The organism is Ramlibacter lithotrophicus, from assembly GCF_012184415.1.
Lineage (GTDB): Bacteria > Pseudomonadota > Gammaproteobacteria > Burkholderiales > Burkholderiaceae_C > Ramlibacter > Ramlibacter lithotrophicus.
Window position 1 is genome coordinate 604546 of record NZ_VTOX01000001.1, and the last position, 24346, is coordinate 628891.

The following is a 24346-nucleotide window of genomic DNA, read 5'->3' on the forward strand; positions in this document are numbered from 1 at the left end:
GCCCGTCAGAAGCTGAGCGTCGCCGCGCCGCGCAGCAGCCGCTCGTGGATGACGCTGGAGCCGGCGATCGTGACCCCTTCGACGAAATCCGCCTGTTCGTAGCCGCGCGACTTGACGCAGGGCGTGCAGGCGTAGAGCGCGCCGCCGCGCGCGACGAAGTCCCGCACCAGCGTGGCCAGCGGCTCGAGCGGCTGGACGTGCGTGGTGTCGCTCGCTTTCCTGCGCACCACGTCGACGCCGGCGCTGGTCAGGAACACGGCAACGCCCAGCCCGGCCGTGATGCCGCCGTTGGCGATGGTGAAGCCAACCGATGAAAGTTCGTGGTCGATGCCGTGCGTGATCACCACGACGAGTTCGTTTCGCTGTTCAGCCATGTCGGTCTCCTGTGGAATGGGACGACGGGGCTTGCGAAACCCGTGCCACCCCGCGCCTCGCCCGTGTCCCCGGTGGAGCGCGGGGCGCGGCCTGGGCCGCCGCGCGCGCGGGCATGTCCGACGCGACATGCCCCATGTCCTGAAGGACATGAAGCCCATGAGACCTGCAGGGCCGGCGATGCCGCCGCGCGGCCGCTGCTAGACTGCCTTTCCATTCTGAAGGACGTCGTCGTGGACACCGACCGTGAGTTGCAGTTCGGTCCGGGCATGCGCGTGCAGCGCCTCGTCGAAGCGGCGTTCCTGGTGCTCGCGCTCTTCACGCGCGATGCCGGCTTCGCGCTGGTGACGTTCGCCCTCACGTCGTTGCAGGCCATCTCGCCGCGCTGGGCCGTCGTGGCGCTGGTCGTGGCACGCCTCGTGCGTTTCGACGGCCGGCACCGCGTCGGCGACCTCTATTTCGACCTGCGCGGCAGCCGCGGCGCCTGCGCGATCTCGGTGCTCGCACAGGCGCTCGGCCTGGCGCTGATCCTCGCGGGGTACCCGTTGGCCGGATTCCTGTTGCTGACAGTGCCGACGGCATCGTTCCTGATCGCCCCGACCCTGGGCTTCTGCGCCGGGTGCTGGTTCTATGTCCTGGGGCGCGATTGGCTCGCGCGTCGCGGCTTGAGGAGAACGTTCGATGGCCACACTGACATCTGCGTCGACGCCCCGCAGCGCGCCCGGGATCAACGGCAACTGCCTCTTGCGCCGTAACGTTGAAACCCAGCCTTACGGCCGGTGCAGCGTCTGCACGCTCGAATTGAAGGACTGTCACGCCTGGCAGTCCAACGGCATGAGCTTCGCGCTCTCGGTGCTGGCGCTTTCGCTGGTACTGCTGCCGCCCGGGTGGCCCCAGCAGCTCGTGGCGCTCGCCCTGCTCGCGCTGATCGTCTGGCAAGGGATGGTCAACCACCGGCGCACCGACGACTTGATCTACGGGCAGCACAGGCTGCTCGCGTTGACGCAGGAGCTGCGCGGCAAGCAGTTGCTGATCCAGGAGCAGAACGAGCGGCTGGCGGAGCAGGTTGACGCGCGCACCGCCGAGCTGCGCGACGCCAACCTGCGGCTGGCGGCGGCCAACCTCGAGTTGCTGGAACTGGACCGGCTGCGCTGTGCGGTGCTGTCGAACGGTCGCACGAGCTGCGGACTCCGCTGACCGGCATCCTGGGCTCCGCACAGAACCTGCGCGACGGCATCGCCGGCGGCCTGACCGCCGCACAGGGCGACTACGTGCGGATGATCGAGCGCGACAGCGAGCGCCTGATCCGGGTCGCCAACGAATTGCTCGAATAGGGTCGCCTGCAGGCAGGGCGCATCCAGTTGCAGCGTGCGCCGGTGGCCGTGCGCACCTTGGTCGACGAGGTCCTCATGGCGGCCGGCCCGGTCGCACAGCGCAAGGGCGTGCGTCTCGAGCAGACGGCAGCGGACCAACCCTTGGGGGCCGACGCGGATGCCGACAAGCTCAAGCAGATCCTCATCAACCTCGTCGACAACGCCGTGAAATTCAGCCTTCCCGGCACCTGCGTCAGAGTGTCCGCCCGGGCCGGCGCCGCCGGCGTGACGATCGCGGTGGAGGACGAGGGACCCGGAATCGCGCCCGAGGACCTGCCGCATGTGTTCGAGCGATTCTGGCGGGGCCAGGCGGCCGATGGGGTGCCGGGCAGCGGCCTCGGCTTGGCGATCGCGAAGAACCTGGCACGGCTGCATGGCGGGGACCTCGGCGTCCAGCCGCGTCAGGGATGCGGGACGACGTTCACGCTCACCCTGCCTGCGGCAGGCGCTGCGCCATGAGCCGCATCGTCGTCGCCGACGACGATCCCGGCATCGGCCGCGTGCTCCGCGACCGCCTCAGCGACTGCGGACACGAGGTCGAGCACGTCGTCGATGGCGTCGAGGCCCTGCGCGTGGCGGACGGGGCCGACCTCCTGCTGCTGGACCTGGAGATGCCGCGCATGGACGGCTTCGCCGTTCTCGACAGCCTGCAGGGCCTGGCCGCAGCGCCGGTGGTGGTTGTGGTCACTGCCTACGGCGACATGTCCAAGGCGGTACGCGCAATGCGCGCCGGCGCGTACGACTTCATCGCCAAGCCGTTCGACGCCGCGACCATCCAGCTCGTGGTGCGCCGCGCGCTCGAGACGCGCGGACTGAAGCGACAGGTGCACAGCCTGCGGCAGGAGCTGGGTCGCAAGCACCTGTGGATCCGCGGCGCCGACCCCGCGATGGCTCGAGTCGCCGAAACCGTGGAGCGCATCGCGCCGAGCAACGCCACGGTGCTGCTGCTGGGGGAGACCGGCACGGGCAAGGAAGTGGTGGCCCGTGCGATTCACCTGCACGGGCTGCGGCGGGACCAACCCTTCGTCGCCGTCAACTGCGCGCTGCTGGCGGGGGACCTGCTGGAAAGCGAGCTGTTCGGGCACGAGAAAGGCGCATTCACCGGCGCCGACCGCGCCCGCGCCGGGCGGGTGGAAACCGCACGCGGCGGCACGCTGTTCCTCGACGAGGTCGGCGAGCTGCCGCAGGGGGTTCAGGCCAAGCTGCTGCGCCTGCTGCAGGAGCGCGAATACGAGCGCCTGGGCAGCGACCGCGTCCAGCACGCCGACGTCCGGGTGATCGCGGCGACGCACCGGGACCTGCCGGCCGCCATCCGCGCCGGCAGCTTCCGCGAAGACCTGTACTACCGGCTCAAGGTGATCACGATCCGGATCCCGGCCATGCGGGAGCGGCCGGGCGACGTGTTGCCCCTGGCCGAGTGGCTGCTGGCGCGCCACGCGGCGGACTCGGGTCGGCCGCCGCCGACGTTGTCCCAGGAGGTGCGCGAGGCGCTCGCGCACTACGCATGGCCCGGCAACGTCCGCGAGCTTTCGAACGTGATGGAACGCTGCGCGCTGCTGGCGGGCGACCCGGTCGCGTTGTGCGACCTGCCGGAGGAACTGGTCGACGGCGCCACGTACACGCAGGCCGCGGCCGTCACGCGCACGGAGGACCTGTTCCTGCTCCCGTACAGCGACGCGGTCACGGCGGCGCGGCGCCTCATCGTGCAGCGTGCGCTCGAACAGGCCGGCGGCCACCAGACTCGCGCGGCCGAGCGCCTGCGGGTCACACAGCCTTACCTGTCGCGCCTGGTGAAGCAGCTGGGAATTCGTCGCGACCCGGCGCCGTGAGGCGCGGCACGCCATCGGGGCGTCGTGTCCGTCCCGTCGCTGCCGCGTACGCATGACTTGGCGCCAGCCCCGACACTTCATGTCATCCATACCGGCCTACAGCCGCTGTCGGTGGGGCCGGCACAGGGCTGTCGGCACGTCGTCGTTTCGCATGTAGGCGCCGGCCTACGCTGCTTTGTCTGCGCTTCCTGCAAGAGCCTGAAACACGGCGTCACAGAATGGCGCGCTCACACGACGCACGCCAAGAATGACAATGACACAGAGCATCCCGGCGACCTGGTCCGGCAACGGGAGCGTTGCGGCCGCCAGCCACCACCACCGCCAGTTCGAGGTGATGGGAGCCCACTTGGTGCAGGGCGGGGTCCGCTTCATGGTGTGGGCGCCGAATGCCCGTGCCGTCGGCGTCATCGGGTCCTTCAACGGCTGGCACTGCCAGATGCTCGTGCCCCTCGGCGACGGCAGCGGACGCTGGGCCGGCGTGGTCGGCGAGGCGCGTCCCGGCGACTGCTACAAGTACCGCATCCAGGGCACCGACGGCCAGTGGTTCGACAAGGCCGACCCGTACGCGTTCTACGCCGAGCATCCGCCCGGGACGGCCTCGCGCATCTGGCAGCTCGGCCATCAGTGGGGGGACCGCGAATGGATGGCCCGCCGCGGCCAGTTCCAGGGGCACGACGCGCCGATGTCGGTGTACGAGGTGCATCTCGGCTCCTGGCAGCGCGAGGAGGATGGCCGCTTCCTCAATTACCGCGACCTCGGCGTGCGGCTCGCCGCGCACTGCACGAACATGGGGTTCACGCACGTCGAACTGATGCCCGTGACCGAGCATCCGTTCTACGGCTCCTGGGGCTACCAGACCACCGGCTACTTCGCGCCGACGGCGCGCTTCGGCACGCCGCAGGACCTGATGGTGCTCGTCGACACGCTGCACCAGCACGGCATCGGCGTCATCCTCGACTGGGTGCCCTCGCACTTTCCGTCGGATCCGCACGCGCTGGCGCGCTTCGACGGCACCGAGCTGTACGAGCACGCCGATCCGCGCAAGGGCTTCCACCCCGAGTGGAACAGCCTGATCTTCAACTACGGCCGCTACGAGGTCCGCGATTTCCTGATCAGCAACGCGCTGTTCTGGTTCGAGCACTACCACGTCGACGCGCTGCGGGTGGACGCCGTCGCGTCGATGCTGTACCTGGACTATGCGCGGCAACCGGGCGAATGGATCCCCAATCCCTACGGCGGCAACCAGAACCTCGAGGCCGTGCACTTCATGCAGGACCTCAACAGCGCCGTCTACGCGCATTTCCCCGACGTCCACATGATCGCGGAGGAATCGACGGCGTGGCCGGGCGTTTCGCGCCCGGTGCACCACGGCGGGCTCGGCTTCGGCATGAAGTGGAACATGGGCTGGATGAACGACACGCTGCGCTACATGGCGCGGCCCCATTTCTTCCGCCGCTGGCACTACGACGACATCCGCTTTTCCGCGGTGTACGCGTTCAACGAGAACTTCGTGCTGCCGCTGTCGCACGACGAGGTGGTCTACGGCAAGGGCAGCCTGCTGGACAAGCAGCCCGGCGACGAGTGGCAACGGTTCGCCGGGCTGCGCGCGCTGTACGGCTACATGTGGGCGCACCCGGGCAAGAAGCTGCTGTTCATGGGCGGCGAGTTCGCCCAGGGACGCGAGTGGCACCACGAGCGCTGCCTGGACTGGCACCTGTGGGCCCGGCCCCAGCATGCGGGCGTGGCGCGCTGGATCGCCGACCTCAATGCCGCGCTGCGCCGGGTGCCGGCGCTGCACGTAAACGATTTCGACGGCCGGGGCTTCGGCTGGTTGCCCGTGGAGACCGGGGAACCCACCGTCCTGGCATTTGTGCGCCGCGCGGGGCCCCAGGACGCCCTGGCCATTGCGGTGTGCAACCTGACGCCGCAGCCGTATCGGTCGATGCGCCTGGGCGTGCCGCACGCCGGCGACTGGCATGAGCTGCTCAACAGCGACGCCGCGTGCTATGGCGGCAGCGGCTGGGGAAACCTGGGCCGCGCGCACGCCACCGAACAGCCGTTCGCGGACCAGCCCGCGTCGCTGTCCCTGACCCTGCCGCCGCTGGCCATGCTGCTGCTGACCGACCGGCCTTTCGACCTGACCACCCCTTCCCCTGGAGTACACCATGCGCGCCCATAAGAATGTCCTGGCTTTCGTCATGGCTGGCGGCGAAGGTTCGCGCCTGCACCCGCTCACGGCCGACCGCTGCAAGCCCGCCGTCCCGTTCAACGGCAAGCACCGCATCGTCGACTTCGTGCTGTCCAACCTGGTCAACTCGGAGATCTATTCGGTCTACCTGCTGGTGCAGTACAAGTCGCAGTCGCTGATCGAGCACGTGCGCCAGTCGTGGACGATGACGCGCTTCATCCCGCAGCACTTCATCACAGTCGTGCCGCCGCAGATGCGCCACGGCCGCGAATGGTTCCAGGGCACGGCCGACGCCGTCGCGCAGAACATCCACCTGATCGAGAGCTTCCGCCCCGACATCGTGGCGGTGTTCGGCGCCGACCACATCTACCGCATGGACGTGCGCCAGATGATCGACTTCCACGTTCGCAGCGACGCGCAGGCGAGCGTCGCGACGCTGCCGGTCAGGCTGGACCAGTGCGACCAGTTCGGCATCGTCGAGGTCGACGACCGCCACCGCATCGTGGAGTTCAAGGAAAAGCCCAGGGCCACGCGGCCGATGCCGGGCAGCCGCACCCACGCCCTCGCCTCCATGGGCAACTACATCTTCAACGCCGACGTGCTGCTCAAGGTGCTGCGCCGGATGCGCGACAGCGGCGACAGCGACTTCGGCAAGCACATCCTGCCGTCGATGGTCAACACGCACAAGCTGGTCGCGTACGACTTCGACACCAACATCATTCCCGGCACCGAGCCGTACGAGGAGCAGGGCTACTGGCGCGACGTCGGCACCATCGACGCGTACTACGAGGCCCATTTCGACACGCTGGGCGCGGCACCGAAGTTCCGCCTGACCAACCGGCAGTGGCCGATCTACGCCAGTTCCGAGCCGGCCGAGTCCGCGCAGATCGAGAACGGCATCATCAACCGCTCCGTGGTCGGCTCCGGCAGCGTGATCGACGGCGCGTCGCTCGACCACGCCATGCTGCGCCGCTCGGTGCACGTGGAGCGGTCCGCGCGGCTCGAGCATTGCATCGTGATGGAACGCTCGCGCATCGGCCGCGGCGCGCAGGTGCGGCGGGCTATCATCGACCAGGACAACGACGTGCCCCCCATGGAACGGATCGGCTTCGACCTCGAGCAGGACCGCAAGCGCTTCCACGTGAGCGAAGGCGGGATCGTGGTGGTGCCGGCCGGCTACTTCCCGCCGCGCGCGCACGGCTCGTCGTTCATCCCGCGCGAGTTCGACAGCGGCGCCGAAACCGTGCACCAGCGGCAGGAGGCCCTTGCATGACGGCGAAGGCCGTCGACCAGCACCTTCCTGCCCGGCGTCAGTCTGCCCACGATCCCGGCCCGCCGCAAAGTTGCGACCCGGGACGGCCCTGGCCGCTCGGGGCCACCTTGCGCGATGGCGGCGTGAACTTCGCCGTCTACTCGAGCATCGCCGACCAGGTGGTCGTCTGCCTGTTCGACTCCACCGGCACGCGCGAGGTGCGGCAGGTCGCCCTGCCCTGCCGCACCGACGGCGTCTGGCACGGCTTCGTGCCGGGGCTGCGCGCGGGCTGCCGTTACGGCCTGCGCGTGCACGGACCCTACGATCCCAGCCGCGGCCTGCGCTGCAACCCGCACAAGCTGCTGCTCGATCCGTACGCCAGGGCGATCGACCGCCCCTTGCGCGGCGCCGCCTGGCAGTACGCGTACAAGCTCGGCAGCGCGGAGCGCGACCTGCGCATGGACACCGTCAACAACGCCGCCGGCGCCGGCAAGTGCCTGGTGGTGGACCCGGCCTTCGACTGGGAAGGCGACGAGCGTCCGCGCATCCCGATGGAGGACACCGTCTGCTACGAGATGCACGTGCGCGGCTTCACGATGCAGATGCCCGAGGTGCCGAGCGGGCTGCGCGGCACGTTCTCGGGCCTGGCCACGCAGCCGGTCATCGACCACCTCAAGGGCCTGGGCGTGACTTCGGTCGAGCTGCTGCCGGTGCAGGCGTTCAACGACGAACGCCGGCTGATCGACATGGGCCTGGGCAACTACTGGGGCTACAACACGGTCGGCTTCTTCGCGCCGGAGCCGCGCTATTGCGCCGGCAACGACTTCAACGACTTCCGGCGCATGGTCAAGGCCCTGCACAAGGCGGGGCTCGAGGTGATCCTGGACGTGGTCTACAACCACACCTGCGAAGGCAACAACCTGGGGCCCACACTCTGCTTCAAGGGCATCGACAACCCGTCGTACTACCGCCTGACCGAGAACCGGCACCACTACCTCGACTTCACCGGCACCGGCAACACCGTCGATGCCAGCCACCCGGCCACGCTGCGCCTGATCATGGACAGCCTGCGCTACTGGGTCGAGGAGATGCACGTCGACGGCTTCCGGTTCGACCTCGCGCCGGCCATCAGCCGCAACGGGGCCGGCGCCTATGAGCAGCGCTCGCCGTTCCTGAGCGCGGTGGCGCAGGACCCGGTGCTGCGCCAGGTCAAGCTGATCGCCGAGCCCTGGGACATCGGCGACGGCGGCTACCAGGTCGGCGGATTCCCCGTGGGCTGGTCAGAGTGGAACGGCCGCTACCGCGACACCATGCGCGACTACTGGCGCGGCGTCGACGGCAGCCTGCCCGAGTTCGCGGCGCGCCTGTGCGGGTCGGCCGACATCTACGGCCCGGCCGGCCGCCGCCCCAGCGCCGGCGTCAACATGATCACCGTCCACGACGGCTTCACGCTGCACGACCTCGTGAGCTACAACGACAAGCACAACGAGGAGAACGAGGAGGAGAACCGCGACGGCGAGAGCCACAACCGCAGCTGGAACTGCGGCGCAGAGGGCCCGACCGACGACCCCGAAGTGCTGGCGCTGCGCGAGCGCCAGAAGCGCAACTTCATCGCCACCTTGTTCGTCTCGCGCGGCGTGCCGCTGCTGCTGGCCGGCGACGAGATGAGCCGCACCCAGGGCGGCAACAACAACGCCTACTGCCAGGACAACCCCGTCAGCTGGCTCGACTGGAGCGAAGAGCGGCGCAGCGATCCGCTGCTGGCCTTCACGCAGGCGATGCTGCGCCTGCGGGCCGAGCTGCCGGTGCTGTGCCACAACGAGTGGCTGAGCGGCGAAGAGGACGAAAACGGGCACCGCGACGTGTCCTGGTTCAGCGTCTGGGGCCTGCCGATGACGCAGGAGGAATGGGACAACCCCGCGGTGCGCTGCGTGGGCGCGTTGCTGGACGGTCGCGTGGCCGCGGCCCGACCGGGCCTGAGCGTGCTGCTGCTGTTCAACGCGACGCCGGAGCCGGTCGTGTTCACGCTGCCGGGCAGGAACGTGGCGCCCGGCGAATGGACGGTGCGGGTCGACACGGCCCGCGGCTACTTCGAGGCCGAGGCGGGCGAGCAGGTCGCGGCCGGCAGCAAGTTCACGCTGGAGTCGCGCGCCATGGCACTGCTGACGCAGGTGCCGAGCGACCCCGAGCCGGAGCCCGAGCCCGAGGCCGAGCCCGACGAAGAGGATACCGAGACGCCGCAGCAGGAAGGGCCCGCGAATGCGAAGCCGGCATGACATGCCGTTCGGCGCGTCGCTCGCGCCTGGCGGCGGAGTGAACTTCCGCCTGTGGGGACCGGCCGCGCGGCAGGTGGACCTCGCGCTGGACGCCGGTGTCGGCGCCCCGCCCCGCCTCGTGCCCGCCGCCTGCGACGCGCAGGGCTGGTGGGAGTGCCACGTGCCCGAGGCCACGGCCGGCACGCTCTACCAGTGGCGCATCGACGGCGACCTGCTGGTGCCCGACCCGGCCTCGCGGCAGAACCCGCTGGGCCCGCTGCAACCGAGTTGCGTCGTCGACCCGCTGCAGTTCGAGTGGGACGCCGACTGGACCGGCCGGCCCTGGTCCGAGGTGGTCCTGTACGAGCTGCACGTCGGCGCCTTCACGCCGGAAGGCACCTTCGCCGCCGCCGGCGAGCGGCTGGAGGAGCTCGCCAGCCTGGGCATCACCGCGCTCGAGGTGATGCCGGTGGCCGGCTTCCCGGGGCGCTTCGGCTGGGGCTACGACGGCGTGCTGCCGTTCGCGCCGCACGCGGCCTACGGCACGCCCGACGAACTCAAGCACTTCATCCAGGCGGCCCACCGGCTGGGAATGATGGTGTTCCTCGACGTCGTCTACAACCACTTCGGCCCCGCCGGCAACTACCTCGGGAAGTACGCGCCGCAGTTCTTCTCCGAAACGCACGCCAGCCCGTGGGGCGCGGCGATCAACTTCGACGGTCCCGGCAGCCGCGCCGTGCGCGACTTCTTCGTGCACAACGCGCTGTACTGGGTGCAGGAGTACCGCATCGACGGGCTGCGGCTCGACGCCGTGCATGCCATCGTCGATGCGAGCCGGCCCGACATCCTGCAGGAGATCTCGCAGGCCGTGCGCACCGCCGCGCGCGGCCGGCACGTGCACCTGGTCCTGGAGAACGAGAACAACCACCACGAGCGCCTGTCGGCGCAGCCGCGGCCGGGCTGCTACGACGGCCAGTGGAACGACGACTTCCACCATGCGCTGCACGCCGTGCTCACCGGCGAGACGCAGGGCTATTACCACGACTATGGCCACGAGCCGCTGAACCTGCTGGCCCGCGCCATGACCCACGGCATGTTGTTCGAGCCGTCGGAGCGCAAGCCGGGCGGCGCGCGCCGCGAACGGCGCGAGGCGCCGCCGCAGCCGCTGGGCACCATGGTCAATTTCGCGAACAACCACGACCAGACCGGCAACCGGGCCCTGGGCGAGCGCCTGGGGCAGCTTGCGCCGCCGGGTGCCGGCCCGCTGGCCCTGCTGCTGTCGCTGCTCACGCCCGCCACGCCCATGCTGTTCTTCGGCGACGAGTTCGGCGCCGACACGCCCTTCCGCTACTTCGCGGACTGGGAAGGCGACCTGCGCGACGCCGTGCGGAAAGGCCGGCAACGCGAGTTCGGGCACATGGCGCGCGCCGCCGACGGCTCGCCGGTGGAACTGCCCGATCCATGCGACGCCGCGACCTTCGAAGCCAGCCGCCCCGACCCCGCGCACCGGCGCACGCCGGAGGGACAGCGCGCGCTGGCGCTGGTGCAGTCCGCGCTGGCCATGCGGCGCCAGCACATCGCACCGCGCCAGTCCCTGCTGCTCGCCGGCCACCACACCGCGCGACGCGTGGGCGACAGCGGCTTGCGTGTTTGCTGGCGCTACAGCGACGGGCAGCTCATGGTGCTGGAGGTGAACCTCGGCGCGCAGCCCTTGCACGTGGCGGCCACCGCGCCGGCGCTGGCCGGGGAGCGCGAGCTGCTGCGGCACGCGTGGCCGGAAGGCACGGCGCCGGACATCTGGCCGGCCTGGGCCGGGCGCTGGGTCATGGGTGCGCCGGCCGTATGACGCAGGAGCCGCCCAGCGTTTCGCCACAAGTGGCGCAGCTCGCGCAGCGATGCGGCGTCGCGCTGCACTACGAGAGCTTCTGGCACGAGGAGGTCACCGTCCCCGAGCCGGTGCTGCGCCAGGCGCTGGCCGCCATGGGAGTGGACCCCGACGCAAGCGAGCCGCCGCCGGCGCGCGCGGCGCTGCCGCCGATCGCCGTCGCCACGCAAGGCCGAACCGGGGAGTTGCGCTGGCCGGCTCGCGACGGGCGCACGGTGGCCTGGACGCTGGCGCGCGACGAAACACCCGACACCGTCCTGCACCGCGGCATCGCCGTGCGCCAGGGTGAGCACCACGTGCTCGCCTTGCCCGCCGGGCTCGAGATGGGCTACTGGCGCCTCGTCGCCGACGGCGACGAGCCGGGCTACTGCCTGCTGGCGGTCGCCCCCGAGCGGTGCTGGGTGCCGGCGGCGCTGCAGGAAGGCGAGCGCTGGTGGGGCTGCACCGTGCAGCTCTACGCGCTGCGGTCCGGCCGCAACTGGGGCATCGGCGATTTCGGCGACCTGCGGCGGCTGATCGAGGCGAGCGCGCGCCACGGCGCCTCGTTCATCGGCCTCAGCCCGCTGCACGCGCTGTTCCCGCACCGGCCCGCTTCGGCCAGCCCGTACAGCCCGTCCAGCCGGCACGCGCTGAACCCCATGTACCTCGACGTGCAGTCGCTGGTCGACCTGAGCGGTTGCCGCCCGGCCCTGGAGCTGGTGCACTCCGAATCGTTCCAGGCCCGCTTGCGGGCCTTGCGCGAGCCGGAACTGGTGGACTATCCGGCCGTCGCCGCCGCCAAGGAGGAAGTGCTGCGGCTGCTGTGGCAGCACTTCGAGCAGCACGACCTCGCCGGCAACACTTCGCGCGGCGAGCATTTCCGCAGCTTCCTGGCGCAGCGCCAGGAGACCTTGGGGCGGCACGCGCTGTTCGAGGCGCTGCAGGAGCACCTGCACGCCGCCGACCCCGACGTGTGGGGCTGGCCGGCGTGGCCGCTCGAGTACCGCGACCCGCGTTCGGCCGCGGCGCGCGCCTTCGCGCGCGACAACGCCTCGGCCGTGCAGTACCGCTTCTGGCTGCAGTGGCTCTGCGAGCTGCAACTGGAGTCGGCGCAGCGCTATGCCCGCAGCCGCGGCATGGGGCTGGGCCTGTACTGCGACCTGGCGGTCGGCGCCAACGAGGGTGGTGCGGAAACCTGGGAGCAGCCCGACCTGTACGCCCGCGGCATGCATGCGGGCGCCCCGCCGGACGCGCTGAACGTGCTTGGCCAGGACTGGGGCCTGCCGCCGATGAACCCGATGGCGCTGGAGGCGGCGCGCTGCCGCCCGTTCATCGAGATCCTGCGCGCCAACATGCGCCACGCCGGCGCGCTGCGGCTGGACCACGTGATGAGCCTGATGCGGCTGTTCTGGACCGGCGCGCAGGGCGGCACGTACGTGCGCTATCCGTTGGACACCTTGCTGTCCATCCTCGCGCTGGAGAGCCACCGCAGCCAGTGCCTGATCATTGGCGAGGACCTGGGCAACGTGGCGCCCCAGATGCGCGAGGCGATGCACGAGCGGGCGCTGGTCTCCTATCGGCCGCTGCTGTTCGAGCGCACGCCCGAAGGCGGCTACAAGCCGCCGGCGCAGTGGCCGGCGCAGGCGATGGCGGTGGTCAGCACGCACGACCTGCCGACCCTGCGCGGCTTCTGGCTGGGCGAGGACATCGAGATCGCTACCCGGCTGGAGCTCTATCCGGACGAGGCCGCGGGCGAGGAGCAGGTGCTCGCGCGGGCGCAGGACCGGGCGCGGCTGCTGCTGGCGCTGCAGCACGAATCGCTGCTGCCGGCCGGTGGGACGGTGCACCCCACGTCGCTCCCGGATGCCTCGCCGCCTTTCGTGGAGGCCGTGTACGCGTACCTCGCCCGCACGCCGTGCTGGCTGGTCGGCGTGCAACTGGAGGACGTGTCGGGCCAGCTGGTGCAGGTGAACGTGCCAGGCACCACCGAGGACCGGTTCCCCAACTGGCGCCGCAAGCTCTCGCTGGCGGTGGACGAACTCGCCGGCGACGCCCGCTTCGCTTCGGTGGCCGCGGTGCTGCGGGCCGAGCGCAGCGGGCCGGCGCCGGCGGACGACGCCTCGTCCGATCTGCCGTCGCTGGAGAGCGCGGACGTTCCAGGCTGCACCTACCGCGTCCAGTTCCACCAGGGCTGCACCTTCGAGCAGGTCACGCGGGCGGTGCCGTACCTGAATGCACTGGGGATCAGCCACCTGTACAGCGCGCCCTACCTGCGCGCGCGCCCGGGCAGCACCCACGGCTACGACATCGTCGACCACACGGCGCTCAACCCCGAGGTCGGCGACCAGGAAAGCCACCAGCGCCTGTGCGACGCGCTGCGGCGGCACGGCATGCGGCAGATGCTGGACGTGGTGCCGAACCACATGGGGGTGCTCGAGGCCGACAACGCCTGGTGGCTCGACGTGCTGGAGCACGGGCCGGCGTCCGACCACGCGATGACCTTCGACATCGAGTGGCAACCCGCCGCCGCCGACATGGCCGGCCGAGTGCTGCTGCCGGTGCTCGGCGACCACTACGGCCGGGTGCTGGAGGCCGGCGAGATCCAGCTGAAGTTCGAGCCGGCGGCCGGCGAGTTCTCCCTGCACTACTACGGCCATCGCTTTCCGCTCGATCCGGCGCACTACCGCGACGTGTTCGAGGTGTTGCCGCCGCCCCCGCCGCGCGACGAGCAGGAGGCGGACAGCCACGCGGTGGTCGCCTCGCTGATCGACGCCTTCGCCAGGCTGCCGCCGCGCGATGTCCAGGACGAAACGCAGCGCCGGGCGCGGGTGCGCGACACCGCGATCCACAAGAAGAACCTGGGACGCCTGGCGCAACAGCACGGCTGGCTGGCCGGCTGGATCCGCGACTGCCTCAAGCACTTGAACGGCCAGCCCGGCGAGGCGGCGAGCTTCGATCCGCTGGACCGGCTGATCGCGCGCCAGGCGTACCGGCTGGCCGACTGGCGAGCCGCCAGCGACGACGTCAATTACCGCCGCTTCTTCGACGTGAACACGCTGGCCGCCTTGCGCATGGAGCAGGCTTCGGTGTTCGAGGCCACCCACCGGCTGCTGCTGCGCTGGCTGCAGGGCGGCCAGCTGGCGGCGCTGCGCATCGACCACCCGGACGGGCTGAGCAATCCGCAACAGTATTTCGAGCGGCTGCAGACGCACTACGCGCGCGGCGCCGCCGTCGCCGGCCACGAGCCGCGAGCCTTGTACCTCGTGGTCGAGAAGATCCTCGCCGAGCACGAAGCGCTGCCCGCCGAGTGGCCGGTCCACGGCGATACCGGCTACCGCTTCGGCGCGCTGGTGAACGGCCTGTTCGTCGACGGCGCGCGCGAGGAAGCGGTGGACCGCCTGGCACGCGGCTTCACGGGCCGCACCGAAAGCTTCGACGAGACCGCCTACGAGTGCCGCAAGCTGATCATCGGCACCTCGCTCACGAGCGAGCTGGGCTGGCTCACCGAGGCTCTGCACCGCATCAGCCGCGCCAACCGCCGCACCTGCGACTTCACCCGCACCCGGCTGCGGCTCGCGCTCACCGAAGTGGCCGCGGCCTTCCCGGTCTACCGCACTTACCTGCGGGCCGATGCCGCGCCGGGCGCCAGCGACCGGCAACACGTCGCCTGGGCCGTCGCGGCCGCGCGGCGCCGGCTGGGCGAGGCCGAGGCCGGCGTCCTGGAGCACCTGCGCGACGTGCTGCTGGGCGAAGGCGAAGCCGCACTGGCGGAGCCGGCGCAGCGCGCGCGCTTCATCGCCCGCTGGCAGCAGTTCACCTCGCCGGTGATGGCCAAGTCGGTCGAGGACACCGCGTTCTACCGCTTCCTGCGGCTGGCCTCGCTCAACGAAGTGGGCGGCGATCCGCGCCGCTTCGGCGTCTCGCCGGCGGCCTTCCACGCGGCCAACCAGGCACGCGTGCGCTTCCGGCCGCACGCCTTGCTCGCCACGTCCACGCACGACAGCAAGCGCGGCGAAGACCTGCGAGCGCGCATCAACGTGCTGGCCGAGGATCCGGCGCTGTGGCAGGAGAGCGTGGAGCGCATCGCCGGCCTGGCCGAACGCTTCCTGACGCAGGCCGGCGACGGACCGGCGCCGAGCCGCAACGACATCTGGCTGGCGTTCCAGACGCTGGCGGGCCTGTGGCCGACCACGCCGCCAGACGACGCGGCGCGCGACGAACTGCGCCAGCGCGTGCAGGCGTACATGCTCAAGGCCGCCCGCGAGGCCAAGCTGCGTACCAACTGGACCTGCCCCGACACCGCCTACGAGGAAGCGCTGGCCGGGTACATCGATGCCCTGCTGCGCCCCGGCCAGCCGAACCCCTTCGCCGACGAACTGGACCGCGTCGCCGCACGCATCGCGCCGTTCGGCTTCCGCAACAGCCTGGCGCAGGTGGCGCTCAAGCTCACCGCGCCGGGTGTACCCGACCTGTACCAGGGCTGCGAGCAGTGGAACTTCAGCCTGGTCGATCCCGACAACCGGCGGCCGGTGGACTTCGAACGGCTCGCCGTCGACCTGGAAGCCTTGCGCTCGCTCTACGCCGGAGGCTGGCCCAGCCCGGCCGACTGGCGCCAGCTGCAGGCGCACATCGGCGGCGGCCGGCTCAAGCACCTCGTGACCTGGAGGCTGCTCCAACTGCGGCGCGCCTGGCCGGCGCTGTTTCGCGACGGCGCGTACCTGCCGCTGGCCGTGTCCGGCGCCGCCGCCGACCATGCGGTCGCCTACGCGCGCCAGCGCGAGGACCAGTCCGTGCTGGTGGTCGCCGCCCGGCTGTCGTATACCTTGTGTGGCGGCGACGCCAGCCGCTGGGGCCCGCGGGTGTGGGACGACACGACGCTGCGCCTGGACGAGCAGCAGGCACTGCCGGCGGGAACGGGCCGCTGGCGCGACTGGCTCACCGGGCGCGAGTTCGACGCCGACTCCGGGGCGCTGCCGCTGGCCCGCCTGTTCCCCGACGCGCACGCCCTGCCGTTCGCCGTGCTGGTTCCCGCGCAAGGAGGTCCCGCCGCATGAAGATCCTGTTCGCCACGCCCGAGTGCGCGCCGTACGTCAAGACCGGCGGCCTCGGCGACGTCAGCGCCGCGCTGCCGGCCACGCTGGCCCGGATGGGCCACGACGTGCGCCTGCTGATGCCGGCCTACACCGGCATGCGGGTCAGCGGCGAAGTGCTGGACACCATCGAGCTGCCGCCCGAGGGTCCGTGGCCGGCGGCGCAGTTGCTGCCGGTGAAGACCGCCAACGGCGTGACGCTGCTGCTGCTCGCCTGCCCGCCGCTGTACCAGCGCAACGGCGGGCCGTACGTCGATTCGCAAGGGCGCGACCACCACGACAACGCGGTGCGCTTCGGTTACCTGAGCCGCGTGGCGGCCGCGCTGGGCACCGCCGCCAGTCCGTGCCGCGACTGGCGCGCGGACGTGGTCCACGCCAACGACTGGCCCTGCGGGCTGGCCCCGCTGTACCTGGCGCAGGCCCGGCCGGCGGAGCCGACGGCCGCCAGCGTGATGACCATCCACAACATCGCGTTCCAGGGCATGTTCCCGATGTACACGGCCGACCTGCTCGGCGTGCCGCACCAGTGGCGCGGCATGGACGGCGTGGAATTCTGGGGCCATGTCTCGATGCTGAAGGCCGGCCTGCAGTTCGCCGACGCGATCACCACGGTGAGCCCGACCTATGCCCGAGAGATCCAGACCGAGGCCTTCGGCGTCGGGCTGCACGGCGTGCTGCAGGCACGCGCCGGCCGGCTGACCGGCATCCTCAACGGCATCGACACCGATGTCTGGAATCCCGCCGGCGATGACCTGATTCCGGCGCAGTTCACGGCGCAGGACCTCAAGGGCAAGGCGCTGGACAAGGCGGCGCTGCAACAGCGCTGCGGCCTCGCCGTGAACCCCAAGGCGATGCTGTTCGGCGTGGTGAGCCGCCTGACCGCGCAAAAAGGGATCGACCTCGTACTGCGCCATCTGGAGCCGCTGCTGGCGCAAGGCGGCCAGCTCGCGGTGCTGGGCCAGGGTGAGCCGGCGCTGCACGACGCGCTGCAGTCGGCCGCCCAGGCGAACCCCGGCGCGATCGCCGCGACCTTCGGCTACGACGAGAGCCTGGCCCACCTGATCGAGGCCGGCGCCGACTGCTTCCTGATGCCTTCGCGCTTCGAGCCCTGCGGGCTGAACCAGATGTACAGCCAGGCGTACGGCACGCCGCCGCTCGTCTCGCCCACCGGCGGGCTGGTGGACTCGGTCGTCGATGCGACCGCCGACCCGGCGCGCGGCACCGGGTTCGTGATGGCCACCTCCGACGCCGCGGGGTTCCTGGAGGCGCTGCAACGGGCCATGCAGGCCTGGCGCCAGCCGGCGTTGTGGCGCCGCATCCAGGCGAACGGGATGGCGCGCGACTTCGGCTGGGAGCAAAGCGCGGCGCACTACGTCAGGGTGTACGAGCAGGCGTGCGAGCGCGCCGAAGCCGCTTAGATCCGGCCCTGCCGCTGGGCTCCCGCGTCCGGCCGCAACCGGCGTAACCTTTTCCGTCCGTCCGACCCGTCGCGCTTGCAGCGCCCGCAGAACCGTGGCGACAGAACAGTCCAAAACGCGGCTGTTGCACGCCGCTACACCTCGGCGAACTGGGGCGACGGATGCTTGCCGACCGTCACCTTGCAGGAGCAGACATGGCATTCGTGGCAGGTTCGGCCTTCGTGGTCGACAAGAGCGCCCCACCCGAGTGGGACCCGTACCCGAGCCTCACCGATCTCCGCGTGACACCTGGCGGCGGGTTCCAGGTGGTCTGGGACAGCTCGCGCGAGACGGGACACCACGAAACGTCGTACCGCATCTTTGATCCGGCGGGGCAGCCGCTCACCGAGGAAATCTCGGACGGCAGCTACTACGGTGGCAGCCCTGCCGCCCACCTGCAACAGAGCATCGCGCTCGACGACGGCACGATCCTGAAGGTCGAACGTGCGTACAACACCACCGCGCCGGGCGGCTGGCTGGTGCTCCAGCGGTATCAGGACAGCGGCTTGCCACTTGGCGAACCGATCTTCACCACCAACACCTTCAGCGGCTGGGGCCGTGCCGGCCTGGCGCAGCTCCCGAACCGGGACGTCGTGTTCGTGGCCTCGGCGGGCACCAAGGCCGGGGAGTACTACCTCTTCTCCTGGGTGCTGGACAACACTTCACCCGATCTGTACGCACCAATGCTCACCGGCATCGCGGGCGCCGACGGCGCCGCCGAGGTTCCGGTCGACGGAACCATTGTCGCCACGTTCGATGAGCTCATCGCGCTGGCGCCATCGGCGCGCATCGAGCTGAAGACGGCCAGCGGACAGCTGGTCGACGCCTTCGACGTCTCCGACGGCGCCGACCTGAGCGCCTGGGTCGCCTCGCTGACGATCAGGCCATCGGCGAGCCTCGACCCCGGAACCGGCTACGTGCTCGAATTCGCCGCCGGCAGCGTGCTGGACCCCAGTGGGAACGCTTTTGCGGGAGGCGCCTTTCATTTCACGACGGCAGGCGAGACGCCTGCGCCCGGCGACACGGCGGCGCCGACGGCCATCGACTTCTTCCCGGCGGCCGGCAGCCACATGCTGCCGCCCGACTGGAGCCTGGGCATCACCTTCAGCGAGACCGTGCAGGCCGGCTCCGGAACGATCACATTGCAGACGGCCGCCGGGGAGGTGGTGCAGACGTTCGGCGCCGGCGATCCCGGCCTGCATTTCCTGGGCGCGAGCGTCGTCATCGATCCGGCCGCCGACCTGCAGCCGGGCACCACCTATCGGCTCACCGTGAGCCCAGGCGCGATCGAGGACCTGTCCGGCAATGCCTACGCCGGCGTGAGCGACTACAGCTTCACCACCGCGGGAGAGCCCCCTCCCACCGGAGACGCCACGGCCCCCGTCGCCGTCGACTTCTTTCCGGCGGCCGGCAGCAACATGCTGCCCCCGGACTGGAGCCTGGGCATCACCTTCAGCGAAGCGGTGCAGGCCGGCCCGGGAATCATCACGCTGCAGACCGGCGCCGGCGAGGTGGTGCAGACCTTCGCCACCGCCAGTGACCCCGGCATCCGGTTCATCGGTTCGGCCGTCGTCATCGACCCGGAGGCCGACCTGCTGCCGGGCACGGCGTACCAGCTGGTCGTCGGCGCCGACGCCGTGGTGGACCTCGTCGGCAATGCCTACGCGGGCGTGAGCGGCTACAGCTTCACCACCGCCGGTTGACGCTTCCCAGCGTCCCCAGCCGCTCGCCCCAGGCCCTCCTCGGTCACGTTCTCGCCGAGAAAGTCGAGGAACCTTCGCACCGCCGGCACCAGGCCCCGGCGCGACGGAAACACCGCGTGCATGACCCACGGCGCCGGCTCCCAGCCGGGCAACACCAGTTCCAGGCGTCCGTCCTGCAGCTCGGCGCCGCACATGTAGTCAGGCAGCACGCACATGCCGGTGCCTTGCAGCACGGCGCACTTCAGCGTCAACAGGTCGTCGGCGGTGTACACGGGACGGTGCTGCAGTTCGTGCTCGCGCCGGTCCGGCCCGACCAGCCGCCAGGCGGCGCGGCCGTCGACGGCCGACATCGCCACCGTCGACAGCCGCTGCAGGTCGTCGAATGTGCGGGGCCGCCCCTGCCGCTCCAGTTGCGCGGGACTCGCCACCAGCAGGCTGTGGCTCATGCCGAGCTTCTTGACCACCAAGCTGCCGCTGTCGTCCACGCCGGGGCGCACCCGCAGCGCCACGTCCACGCCTTCCTGCACCAGGTCGACCACCCGGTTGCTGACCTGCATTTCGATGCGCACCTGCGGATGGAGCGCGAGGAACCGAGGCACGAGCGGTGCGATCGTCGATTGCGCCAGCGTCACCGGGCAGGCGACGCGGATGGTGCCGCGCGGCTCGCTTTGCGCGATGGCGACCGTCTCTTCCGCGGCCTCGGCCTGCTCGCGCACGGCGACGCAATGCCGGTGGTAGCGTTCCCCGGCCTCGGTCAGAGAGAGCCTGCGGGTGGTGCGCTGCAGCAGCCGCACGCCCAGCCGCCCTTCCAGCGCCGCGATCCGGCGCGACAGCTTCGACTTGGGCAGTCCGAGCGAGCGGCCGGCAGCCGCGAAACTGCCGCGGTCCACCACCTCGGCAAAGAAGAGCATGTCGTTGAGGTCCTGCATGGTCATCGTTCCATTGACAGGACAATCTATTCCAGTTTCATGGGCTTATCAATGATTGCATTCATCCGCACAATCATTGCCTGACACCAAACACCGGGAGCCTCCATGAAACTGCTTCACATCGATTCCAGCGTCCTTGCCGCCAACTCCGTTTCGCGCCAGCTGACGGCGCGGCTGGTCGAGCAATGGCAAGCCGCCCATCCTGGCACCGTGGTCGAGTACCTCGACCTCGCCCAGGAGTCGCCGTCGCACCTGTCCATGGAGTCGCTCGGCTTCCGGGTGGGCCCGGACGCCGAGGGCCTGACGCCGGCGCAGCGCCGCGAGAACGCGATCTCGGAACAACTCGTCAGCCAGTTCCTCGCCGCCGACGTGGTGGTGGTGGGGGCACCGATGTACAACTTCTCGATCCCCAGCCAGCTCAAGGCCTGGATCGACCGGATCGCGCAGGTTGGCCGCACCTTCAAGTACACCGAGCAGGGCCCGCAGGGCCTCGCGGGCGGCAAGACGGTGATCGTCGCATCCAGCCGCGGCGGCTTCTACGCTGGCAATGCCGCGGCGGCCGCGATGGACCACCAGGAGAGCTACCTGAAGACGATCTTCGGCTTCTTCGGCATCACCGACGTGCGCTTCGTGCGCGCCGAAGGCGTCGCGCTGGGCGAAGCGGCCAAGCAGCAGGCGCTGGATGCCGCCATCGTCACCATCGACGCCCTCGCCGCGGAAGAAGAGCGCTCGCCGGTCGCGGCCTGAGCCGCGCCGCCGGCATCGCTGGCGGAACCCAAAGTCCTCACGCGGGGGCGGCCTGCCTCGGGCCGCCCCCGTGTTTGTTGATACAGTCGGCGGCGAAGCTCGTACTCTCAAAGGCATCGCCATGGCTCGCACCGTCAACTGCATCAAACTCGGCCGGGAGGCCGAAGGACTCGATTTCCCGCCTTATCCCGGCGAGCTCGGCAAGCGCATCTACGAAAGCGTCAGCAAGGAAGCCTGGGCCGGCTGGCTCAAGCACCAGACCATGCTGGTCAACGAGAACCGCCTGAACCTGGCCGACCAGCGCGCCCGCCAGTACCTGGCGCGCCAGATGGAAAACCACTTCTTCGGCGCCGGCGCCGACCAGGCGGCCGGCTACGTGCCGCCCAAGGAGTAAAGCCCCTGCCCACAGGCCCGGCTCGCGCCACGCCAGCCGGTTCAGCACCATGGGTGAACCCGTCGAGTGGCTGCCGGACGGAACGCCGCGCAGCCCTCGCTTCCACGACATCTACCGCTCCAGCACCGGCGGGCTCGAGCAGGCACGCCACGTGTTCCTGGCCGGCTGCGGCCTGCCCCGGGCCTGGGCCGGGCAGCCCCGCTGGCGCATCCTCGAAACCGGCTTCGGCCTGGGCCTGAACTTCCTGGCCGCTTGGCGCGCCTGGCTGGACGACCCGGCGCGCCCGCGGCTGCTGCACTACTTCTCGGTGGAAGCCTGGCCCGTGGCCGCGGCCGACGTGCTGCGCGCGGCGGCAGTGCATCCCGAACTGCTGCCGCTGGCACAGGCGCTGGCGGCGCAATGGATCGGGCTGGTGCCTGGCGTGCATCGCCTCTCGTTGGAGGAAGGCCGGGTGCTGCTGACGCTGGCGGTGCGCGACGTCAGGGAGGCGCTGCACGACCCCTCGTTCGCCGCCGACTCGGTATTCCTCGACGGCTTCGATCCGCAGCGCAATCCGGCGATGTGGGAGGCGCACACGCTCAAGGCCGTGGCGCGCCATTGCCGGCGCGGCACCACGCTGGCCACATGGACCGTCGCCGGCGAGGTGCGGCGCGAACTGGCCCAGTGCGGCTTCGCCGTCGACAAGGCCGAGGGGCTGGCGCCCAAGCGCCACTGCCTGCGGGCCGTCTTCGAACCGGCGTGGGAGACCCGGCGCCAGCCGCCGGACCGCACCACCGCGCCGGGCCACTGCGTCGTCGTCGGCGCAGGACTGGCCGGGGCCGCGGCGGCCGCCAGCCTGGCGCGGCGCGGCTGGCAGGTCACCGTGCTGGACCAGGCGAGCACGCCGGCGGCGGGCGCTTCCGCCCTGCCGGCGGGGTTGCTGGCGCCGCATCACTCGAGCGACGACTCGCTGCTGTCCCGCCTCTCGCGCAGCGGCGTCCGGATCACGCTGCAGTACGCGCGCGAGTTCCTGCCGGAAGGCGACGACTGGCGCTTCAGCGGCGTGCTGGAGCACCGGCCGGGCACCGCCTGGCGCCCGCTCGAGGGTGCCGGCGAGGCGGCGCGCGCCTGGACCCGTGAGGCCGACGCGGCGTGCAAGGCGCAGGCCGGCCTCGGACCGGACGAACCCGCTTCCTGGCATGAGCTCGCCGCCTGGATCCGGCCGGCGGCGCTGGTGCGCGCCTGGTTGGGCGAACAGCGCGTGAGCTGGCGCGGCGGCGCCAGCGTGGCGCGGCTGGCGCGGCACGACGATGCGTGGCAGTTGTTCGATCGCCACGGCGCGCTCCTGGCCGAGGCCGAGCTCCTCGTGCTGGCGGCGGCGCATGGCACGTCGGCGTTGTTGGGCGGCCGATTGCCGCTGCACCCGGTGCGCGGGCAGGTGTCCTGGGCCTTCCACCGGCCCGGCATGACCTTGCCGCCCTTCCCCGTCAACGGCCATGGCCACTTCATCCCGCAGGCGACGGTGGAAGGCGCCACCGCGTGGCTGTGCGGTTCCACCTACGAACGGGGGGATGCCGACCGCTCGCCGCGCGACGCCGATCACGAGGCGAACCTGGCCAAGCTCGGTGCCTTGCTGCCGCAGATCGCCGCGCAACTGGCGCCCACGTTTCGCGACGGCTCGGTGCAGGCCTGGACCGGCGTACGCTGCGCATCGGCGGACCGCCGCCCTTGCGTCGGGGAGATCGAGCCCGGCCTGTGGGTCAGCACCGCGATGGGCTCGCGCGGCCTCACCTTCGCGGCGCTGTGCGGCGAACTGCTGGCGGCGCGCCTGCACGGCGAACCGCTGCCGCTGGAGCCTCGGCTCGCGGCGGCGCTCGATAGCGCGCGCGGCAGCTGAACGTCAGGAAGTCGGCTCGTGCACCGGCACGCCCATCGCCGGCGGCGCGCCGGCCGTCGCGAGGACCTCTTGCAGCGCACCGTGCAGGATGACCGGATCCACCGGCGTGTCGATGAACGCGGCGGCGCCTCCGAAGCGCGCACGCAGGCGATCGCGCAGCGAACCGCCGCTCCTGGCCACGATCACGGCCGGCCGCTGCAGGGCACCGGAGCGCAGGCGCTTGAGCACCGACCAGGCATCGACCTGCGGCAGCTGGTGTTCGACGATGGCCAGGCAGTACGGCAGCCGGCTCGCCATGGCCAGCGCCTGCGGACCGGTCTCCACTTCGTCCACCATCGCGAGCCCCGCCAGGGCGAGGCGCGCCCGCAGGTAGAGGCGCTGCTCGCGGTCGGGACTGGCGACCAGGGCCCGAAGCGGCTGCGGCACCGGCTCGGGCGGCTGGGTGTCCATGGCGTCGGTGCCGGGACCGAGGTCGAAATCGAGGGCCTCGGCGCTGCCGAAGAACGCGTCCATGCCGTGCAGCACCTCGGGCCAGGCGATCGGGCGCTGCACGACGCGCCACGCGTGGGGCGGCGCATGCGGGCCGACCCACACCACCTTGGCCGTCGCCGCGCCCCCGGGCCGGGATTCGGCCGCGGCTTCGGCGCTCTCGCCGTCGACCAGCAGCAGGCGCGGCGCCTCGGGCGCGCCCCACACCCACAGGCTGTACATGATCTCGCGCTCTTCGGAAAGGCGGAACACGGTGTTGAGCGCGTGGCGCTCCGCCGCGGAAAAACCGACGACCTTGACGAACACGCGTTGTGCCATGGTGGATGTGCCGCTGGGTGGCGCGGCCATTATCAGCCGATGTGGCGCGAATCCAAAACCGCGTTTTGGGGTGCTTGCGATGGCGCAAGCCGCGCCCGCCCTGGCGCATAAGCTTATTCGCATAAGAAGCGAACGAAAAAGTAGTTCGCGCGGATAAAGGCGCCCCATAGAGTCACCTCGTGCACGGCGCCGGCTCCGCGAAGAGGCAGC

General features: G+C 70.9%; 18 protein-coding genes. 15 read left to right on the forward strand and 3 right to left on the reverse strand.

Annotation, left to right across the window (positions count from 1 at the left end):
* Positions 1–5: 5 nt before the first annotated feature.
* Entirely contained in the window at positions 6–374 is a 369-nt protein-coding gene (locus tag RAMLITH_RS02900) for a DsrE family protein (protein WP_168105815.1), read from the reverse strand.
* Positions 375–605: 231 nt separating this feature from the next.
* Between RAMLITH_RS02900 and RAMLITH_RS02905 the strand changes: the two genes are divergently transcribed.
* The 12 genes from RAMLITH_RS02905 to RAMLITH_RS02960 all read left to right on the forward strand — a co-directional run bounded on the left by RAMLITH_RS02905 (position 606) and on the right by RAMLITH_RS02960 (position 19383).
* Positions 606–1127, forward strand: coding sequence for a DUF4395 family protein (locus tag RAMLITH_RS02905; RefSeq protein WP_168105816.1), 522 nt, complete (start codon positions 606–608; stop codon positions 1125–1127).
* A 46-nt stretch (positions 1128–1173) separates the two neighbouring features.
* Positions 1174–1569 (forward strand): hypothetical protein, encoded by a 396-nt coding sequence (locus RAMLITH_RS02910; protein ID WP_168105817.1) that lies wholly within the window; start codon positions 1174–1176, stop codon positions 1567–1569.
* 26 nt (positions 1570–1595) lie between these two features.
* Complete coding sequence (locus RAMLITH_RS26265) at positions 1596–1706, forward strand: hypothetical protein (RefSeq protein WP_420376888.1); 111 nt, start codon at positions 1596–1598, stop codon at positions 1704–1706.
* Between the two features lie 42 nt (positions 1707–1748).
* Entirely contained in the window at positions 1749–2204 is a 456-nt protein-coding gene (locus tag RAMLITH_RS02920) for an ATP-binding protein (RefSeq protein ID WP_168105818.1), read from the forward strand.
* On the forward strand, positions 2201–3574 hold the full coding sequence (locus RAMLITH_RS02925) for a sigma-54-dependent transcriptional regulator (RefSeq protein ID WP_168105819.1): 1374 nt from the start codon (positions 2201–2203) through the stop codon (positions 3572–3574). The genes RAMLITH_RS02920 and RAMLITH_RS02925 overlap by 4 nt, the downstream gene beginning before the upstream one ends.
* A 253-nt stretch (positions 3575–3827) precedes the next feature.
* Positions 3828–5753, forward strand: coding sequence for a 1,4-alpha-glucan branching protein GlgB (gene glgB, locus RAMLITH_RS02930; RefSeq protein WP_181017737.1), 1926 nt, complete (start codon positions 3828–3830; stop codon positions 5751–5753).
* Positions 5740–7035 (forward strand): glucose-1-phosphate adenylyltransferase, encoded by a 1296-nt coding sequence (locus RAMLITH_RS02935; protein WP_168105821.1) that lies wholly within the window; start codon positions 5740–5742, stop codon positions 7033–7035. Before glgB ends, RAMLITH_RS02935 begins: the two co-directional genes overlap by 14 nt.
* Complete coding sequence (gene glgX / locus RAMLITH_RS02940; protein ID WP_168105822.1) at positions 7032–9290, forward strand: glycogen debranching protein GlgX; 2259 nt, start codon at positions 7032–7034, stop codon at positions 9288–9290. Before RAMLITH_RS02935 ends, glgX begins: the two co-directional genes overlap by 4 nt.
* Positions 9274–11115 carry a malto-oligosyltrehalose trehalohydrolase gene (treZ, locus tag RAMLITH_RS02945; RefSeq protein WP_168105823.1) on the forward strand — a complete coding sequence of 614 codons (1842 nt, stop codon included), beginning with the start codon at positions 9274–9276 and terminating at the stop codon, positions 11113–11115. Before glgX ends, treZ begins: the two co-directional genes overlap by 17 nt.
* Complete coding sequence (locus tag RAMLITH_RS02950) at positions 11112–16187, forward strand: malto-oligosyltrehalose synthase (protein WP_168105824.1); 5076 nt, start codon at positions 11112–11114, stop codon at positions 16185–16187. Before treZ ends, RAMLITH_RS02950 begins: the two co-directional genes overlap by 4 nt.
* Positions 16184–17641 carry a glycogen synthase GlgA gene (glgA, locus tag RAMLITH_RS02955; protein WP_168105825.1) on the forward strand — a complete coding sequence of 486 codons (1458 nt, stop codon included), beginning with the start codon at positions 16184–16186 and terminating at the stop codon, positions 17639–17641. The genes RAMLITH_RS02950 and glgA overlap by 4 nt, the downstream gene beginning before the upstream one ends.
* A 194-nt stretch (positions 17642–17835) precedes the next feature.
* Entirely contained in the window at positions 17836–19383 is a 1548-nt protein-coding gene (locus RAMLITH_RS02960) for an Ig-like domain-containing domain (protein WP_168105826.1), read from the forward strand.
* Here RAMLITH_RS02960 and RAMLITH_RS02965 read toward each other — a convergent pair.
* Entirely contained in the window at positions 19359–20312 is a 954-nt protein-coding gene (locus tag RAMLITH_RS02965; RefSeq protein WP_168106429.1) for a LysR family transcriptional regulator, read from the reverse strand. The genes RAMLITH_RS02960 and RAMLITH_RS02965 overlap by 25 nt on opposite strands.
* A gap of 105 nt (positions 20313–20417) precedes the next feature.
* Here RAMLITH_RS02965 and RAMLITH_RS02970 point away from each other — a divergent pair, with 105 nt between their 5' ends.
* From RAMLITH_RS02970 to mnmC, 3 genes are all read left to right on the forward strand, one after another.
* Positions 20418–21059, forward strand: coding sequence for an FMN-dependent NADH-azoreductase (locus RAMLITH_RS02970; RefSeq protein ID WP_168105827.1), 642 nt, complete (start codon positions 20418–20420; stop codon positions 21057–21059).
* Between the two features lie 121 nt (positions 21060–21180).
* The gene (locus tag RAMLITH_RS02975; protein ID WP_168105828.1) at positions 21181–21453 is read left to right on the forward strand and encodes an oxidative damage protection protein; all 273 of its coding nucleotides are present in this window, start codon (positions 21181–21183) and stop codon (positions 21451–21453) included.
* A gap of 49 nt (positions 21454–21502) precedes the next feature.
* Positions 21503–23329, forward strand: a complete 1827-nt coding sequence (gene mnmC / locus RAMLITH_RS02980; RefSeq protein WP_168105829.1) for a bifunctional tRNA (5-methylaminomethyl-2-thiouridine)(34)-methyltransferase MnmC2/FAD-dependent 5-carboxymethylaminomethyl-2-thiouridine(34) oxidoreductase MnmC1 — start codon at positions 21503–21505, stop codon at positions 23327–23329.
* Between the two features lie 3 nt (positions 23330–23332).
* Here the strand turns inward: mnmC and RAMLITH_RS02985 are convergent, their stop codons facing one another.
* Positions 23333–24136 carry a response regulator gene (locus RAMLITH_RS02985; protein ID WP_168105830.1) on the reverse strand — a complete coding sequence of 268 codons (804 nt, stop codon included), beginning with the start codon at positions 24134–24136 and terminating at the stop codon, positions 23333–23335.
* Between the last annotated feature and the right edge of the window lie 210 nt (positions 24137–24346).

Excerpts from the sequence above, each read along its gene's own strand:
- glgX (WP_168105822.1), top strand. The coding sequence starts at position 7,032 with ATGACGGCGAAGGCCGTCGACCAGCACCTTCCTGCCCGGCGTCAGTCT.
- RAMLITH_RS02975 (WP_168105828.1), top strand. The coding sequence starts at position 21,181 with ATGGCTCGCACCGTCAACTGCATCAAACTCGGCCGGGAGGCCGAAGGA.
- RAMLITH_RS02935 (WP_168105821.1), top strand. The coding sequence starts at position 5,740 with ATGCGCGCCCATAAGAATGTCCTGGCTTTCGTCATGGCTGGCGGCGAA.
- RAMLITH_RS02970 (WP_168105827.1), top strand. The coding sequence starts at position 20,418 with ATGAAACTGCTTCACATCGATTCCAGCGTCCTTGCCGCCAACTCCGTT.
- glgA (WP_168105825.1), top strand. The coding sequence starts at position 16,184 with ATGAAGATCCTGTTCGCCACGCCCGAGTGCGCGCCGTACGTCAAGACC.
- glgB (WP_181017737.1), top strand. The coding sequence starts at position 3,828 with ATGACACAGAGCATCCCGGCGACCTGGTCCGGCAACGGGAGCGTTGCG.
- RAMLITH_RS02965 (WP_168106429.1), bottom strand. The coding sequence starts at position 20,312 with ATGCAGGACCTCAACGACATGCTCTTCTTTGCCGAGGTGGTGGACCGC.
- mnmC (WP_168105829.1), top strand. The coding sequence starts at position 21,503 with ATGGGTGAACCCGTCGAGTGGCTGCCGGACGGAACGCCGCGCAGCCCT.
- RAMLITH_RS02960 (WP_168105826.1), top strand. The coding sequence starts at position 17,836 with ATGGCATTCGTGGCAGGTTCGGCCTTCGTGGTCGACAAGAGCGCCCCA.
- treZ (WP_168105823.1), top strand. The coding sequence starts at position 9,274 with ATGCGAAGCCGGCATGACATGCCGTTCGGCGCGTCGCTCGCGCCTGGC.
- RAMLITH_RS02950 (WP_168105824.1), top strand. The coding sequence starts at position 11,112 with ATGACGCAGGAGCCGCCCAGCGTTTCGCCACAAGTGGCGCAGCTCGCG.
- RAMLITH_RS02985 (WP_168105830.1), bottom strand. The coding sequence starts at position 24,136 with ATGGCACAACGCGTGTTCGTCAAGGTCGTCGGTTTTTCCGCGGCGGAG.
- RAMLITH_RS02900 (WP_168105815.1), bottom strand. The coding sequence starts at position 374 with ATGGCTGAACAGCGAAACGAACTCGTCGTGGTGATCACGCACGGCATC.
- RAMLITH_RS02925 (WP_168105819.1), top strand. The coding sequence starts at position 2,201 with ATGAGCCGCATCGTCGTCGCCGACGACGATCCCGGCATCGGCCGCGTG.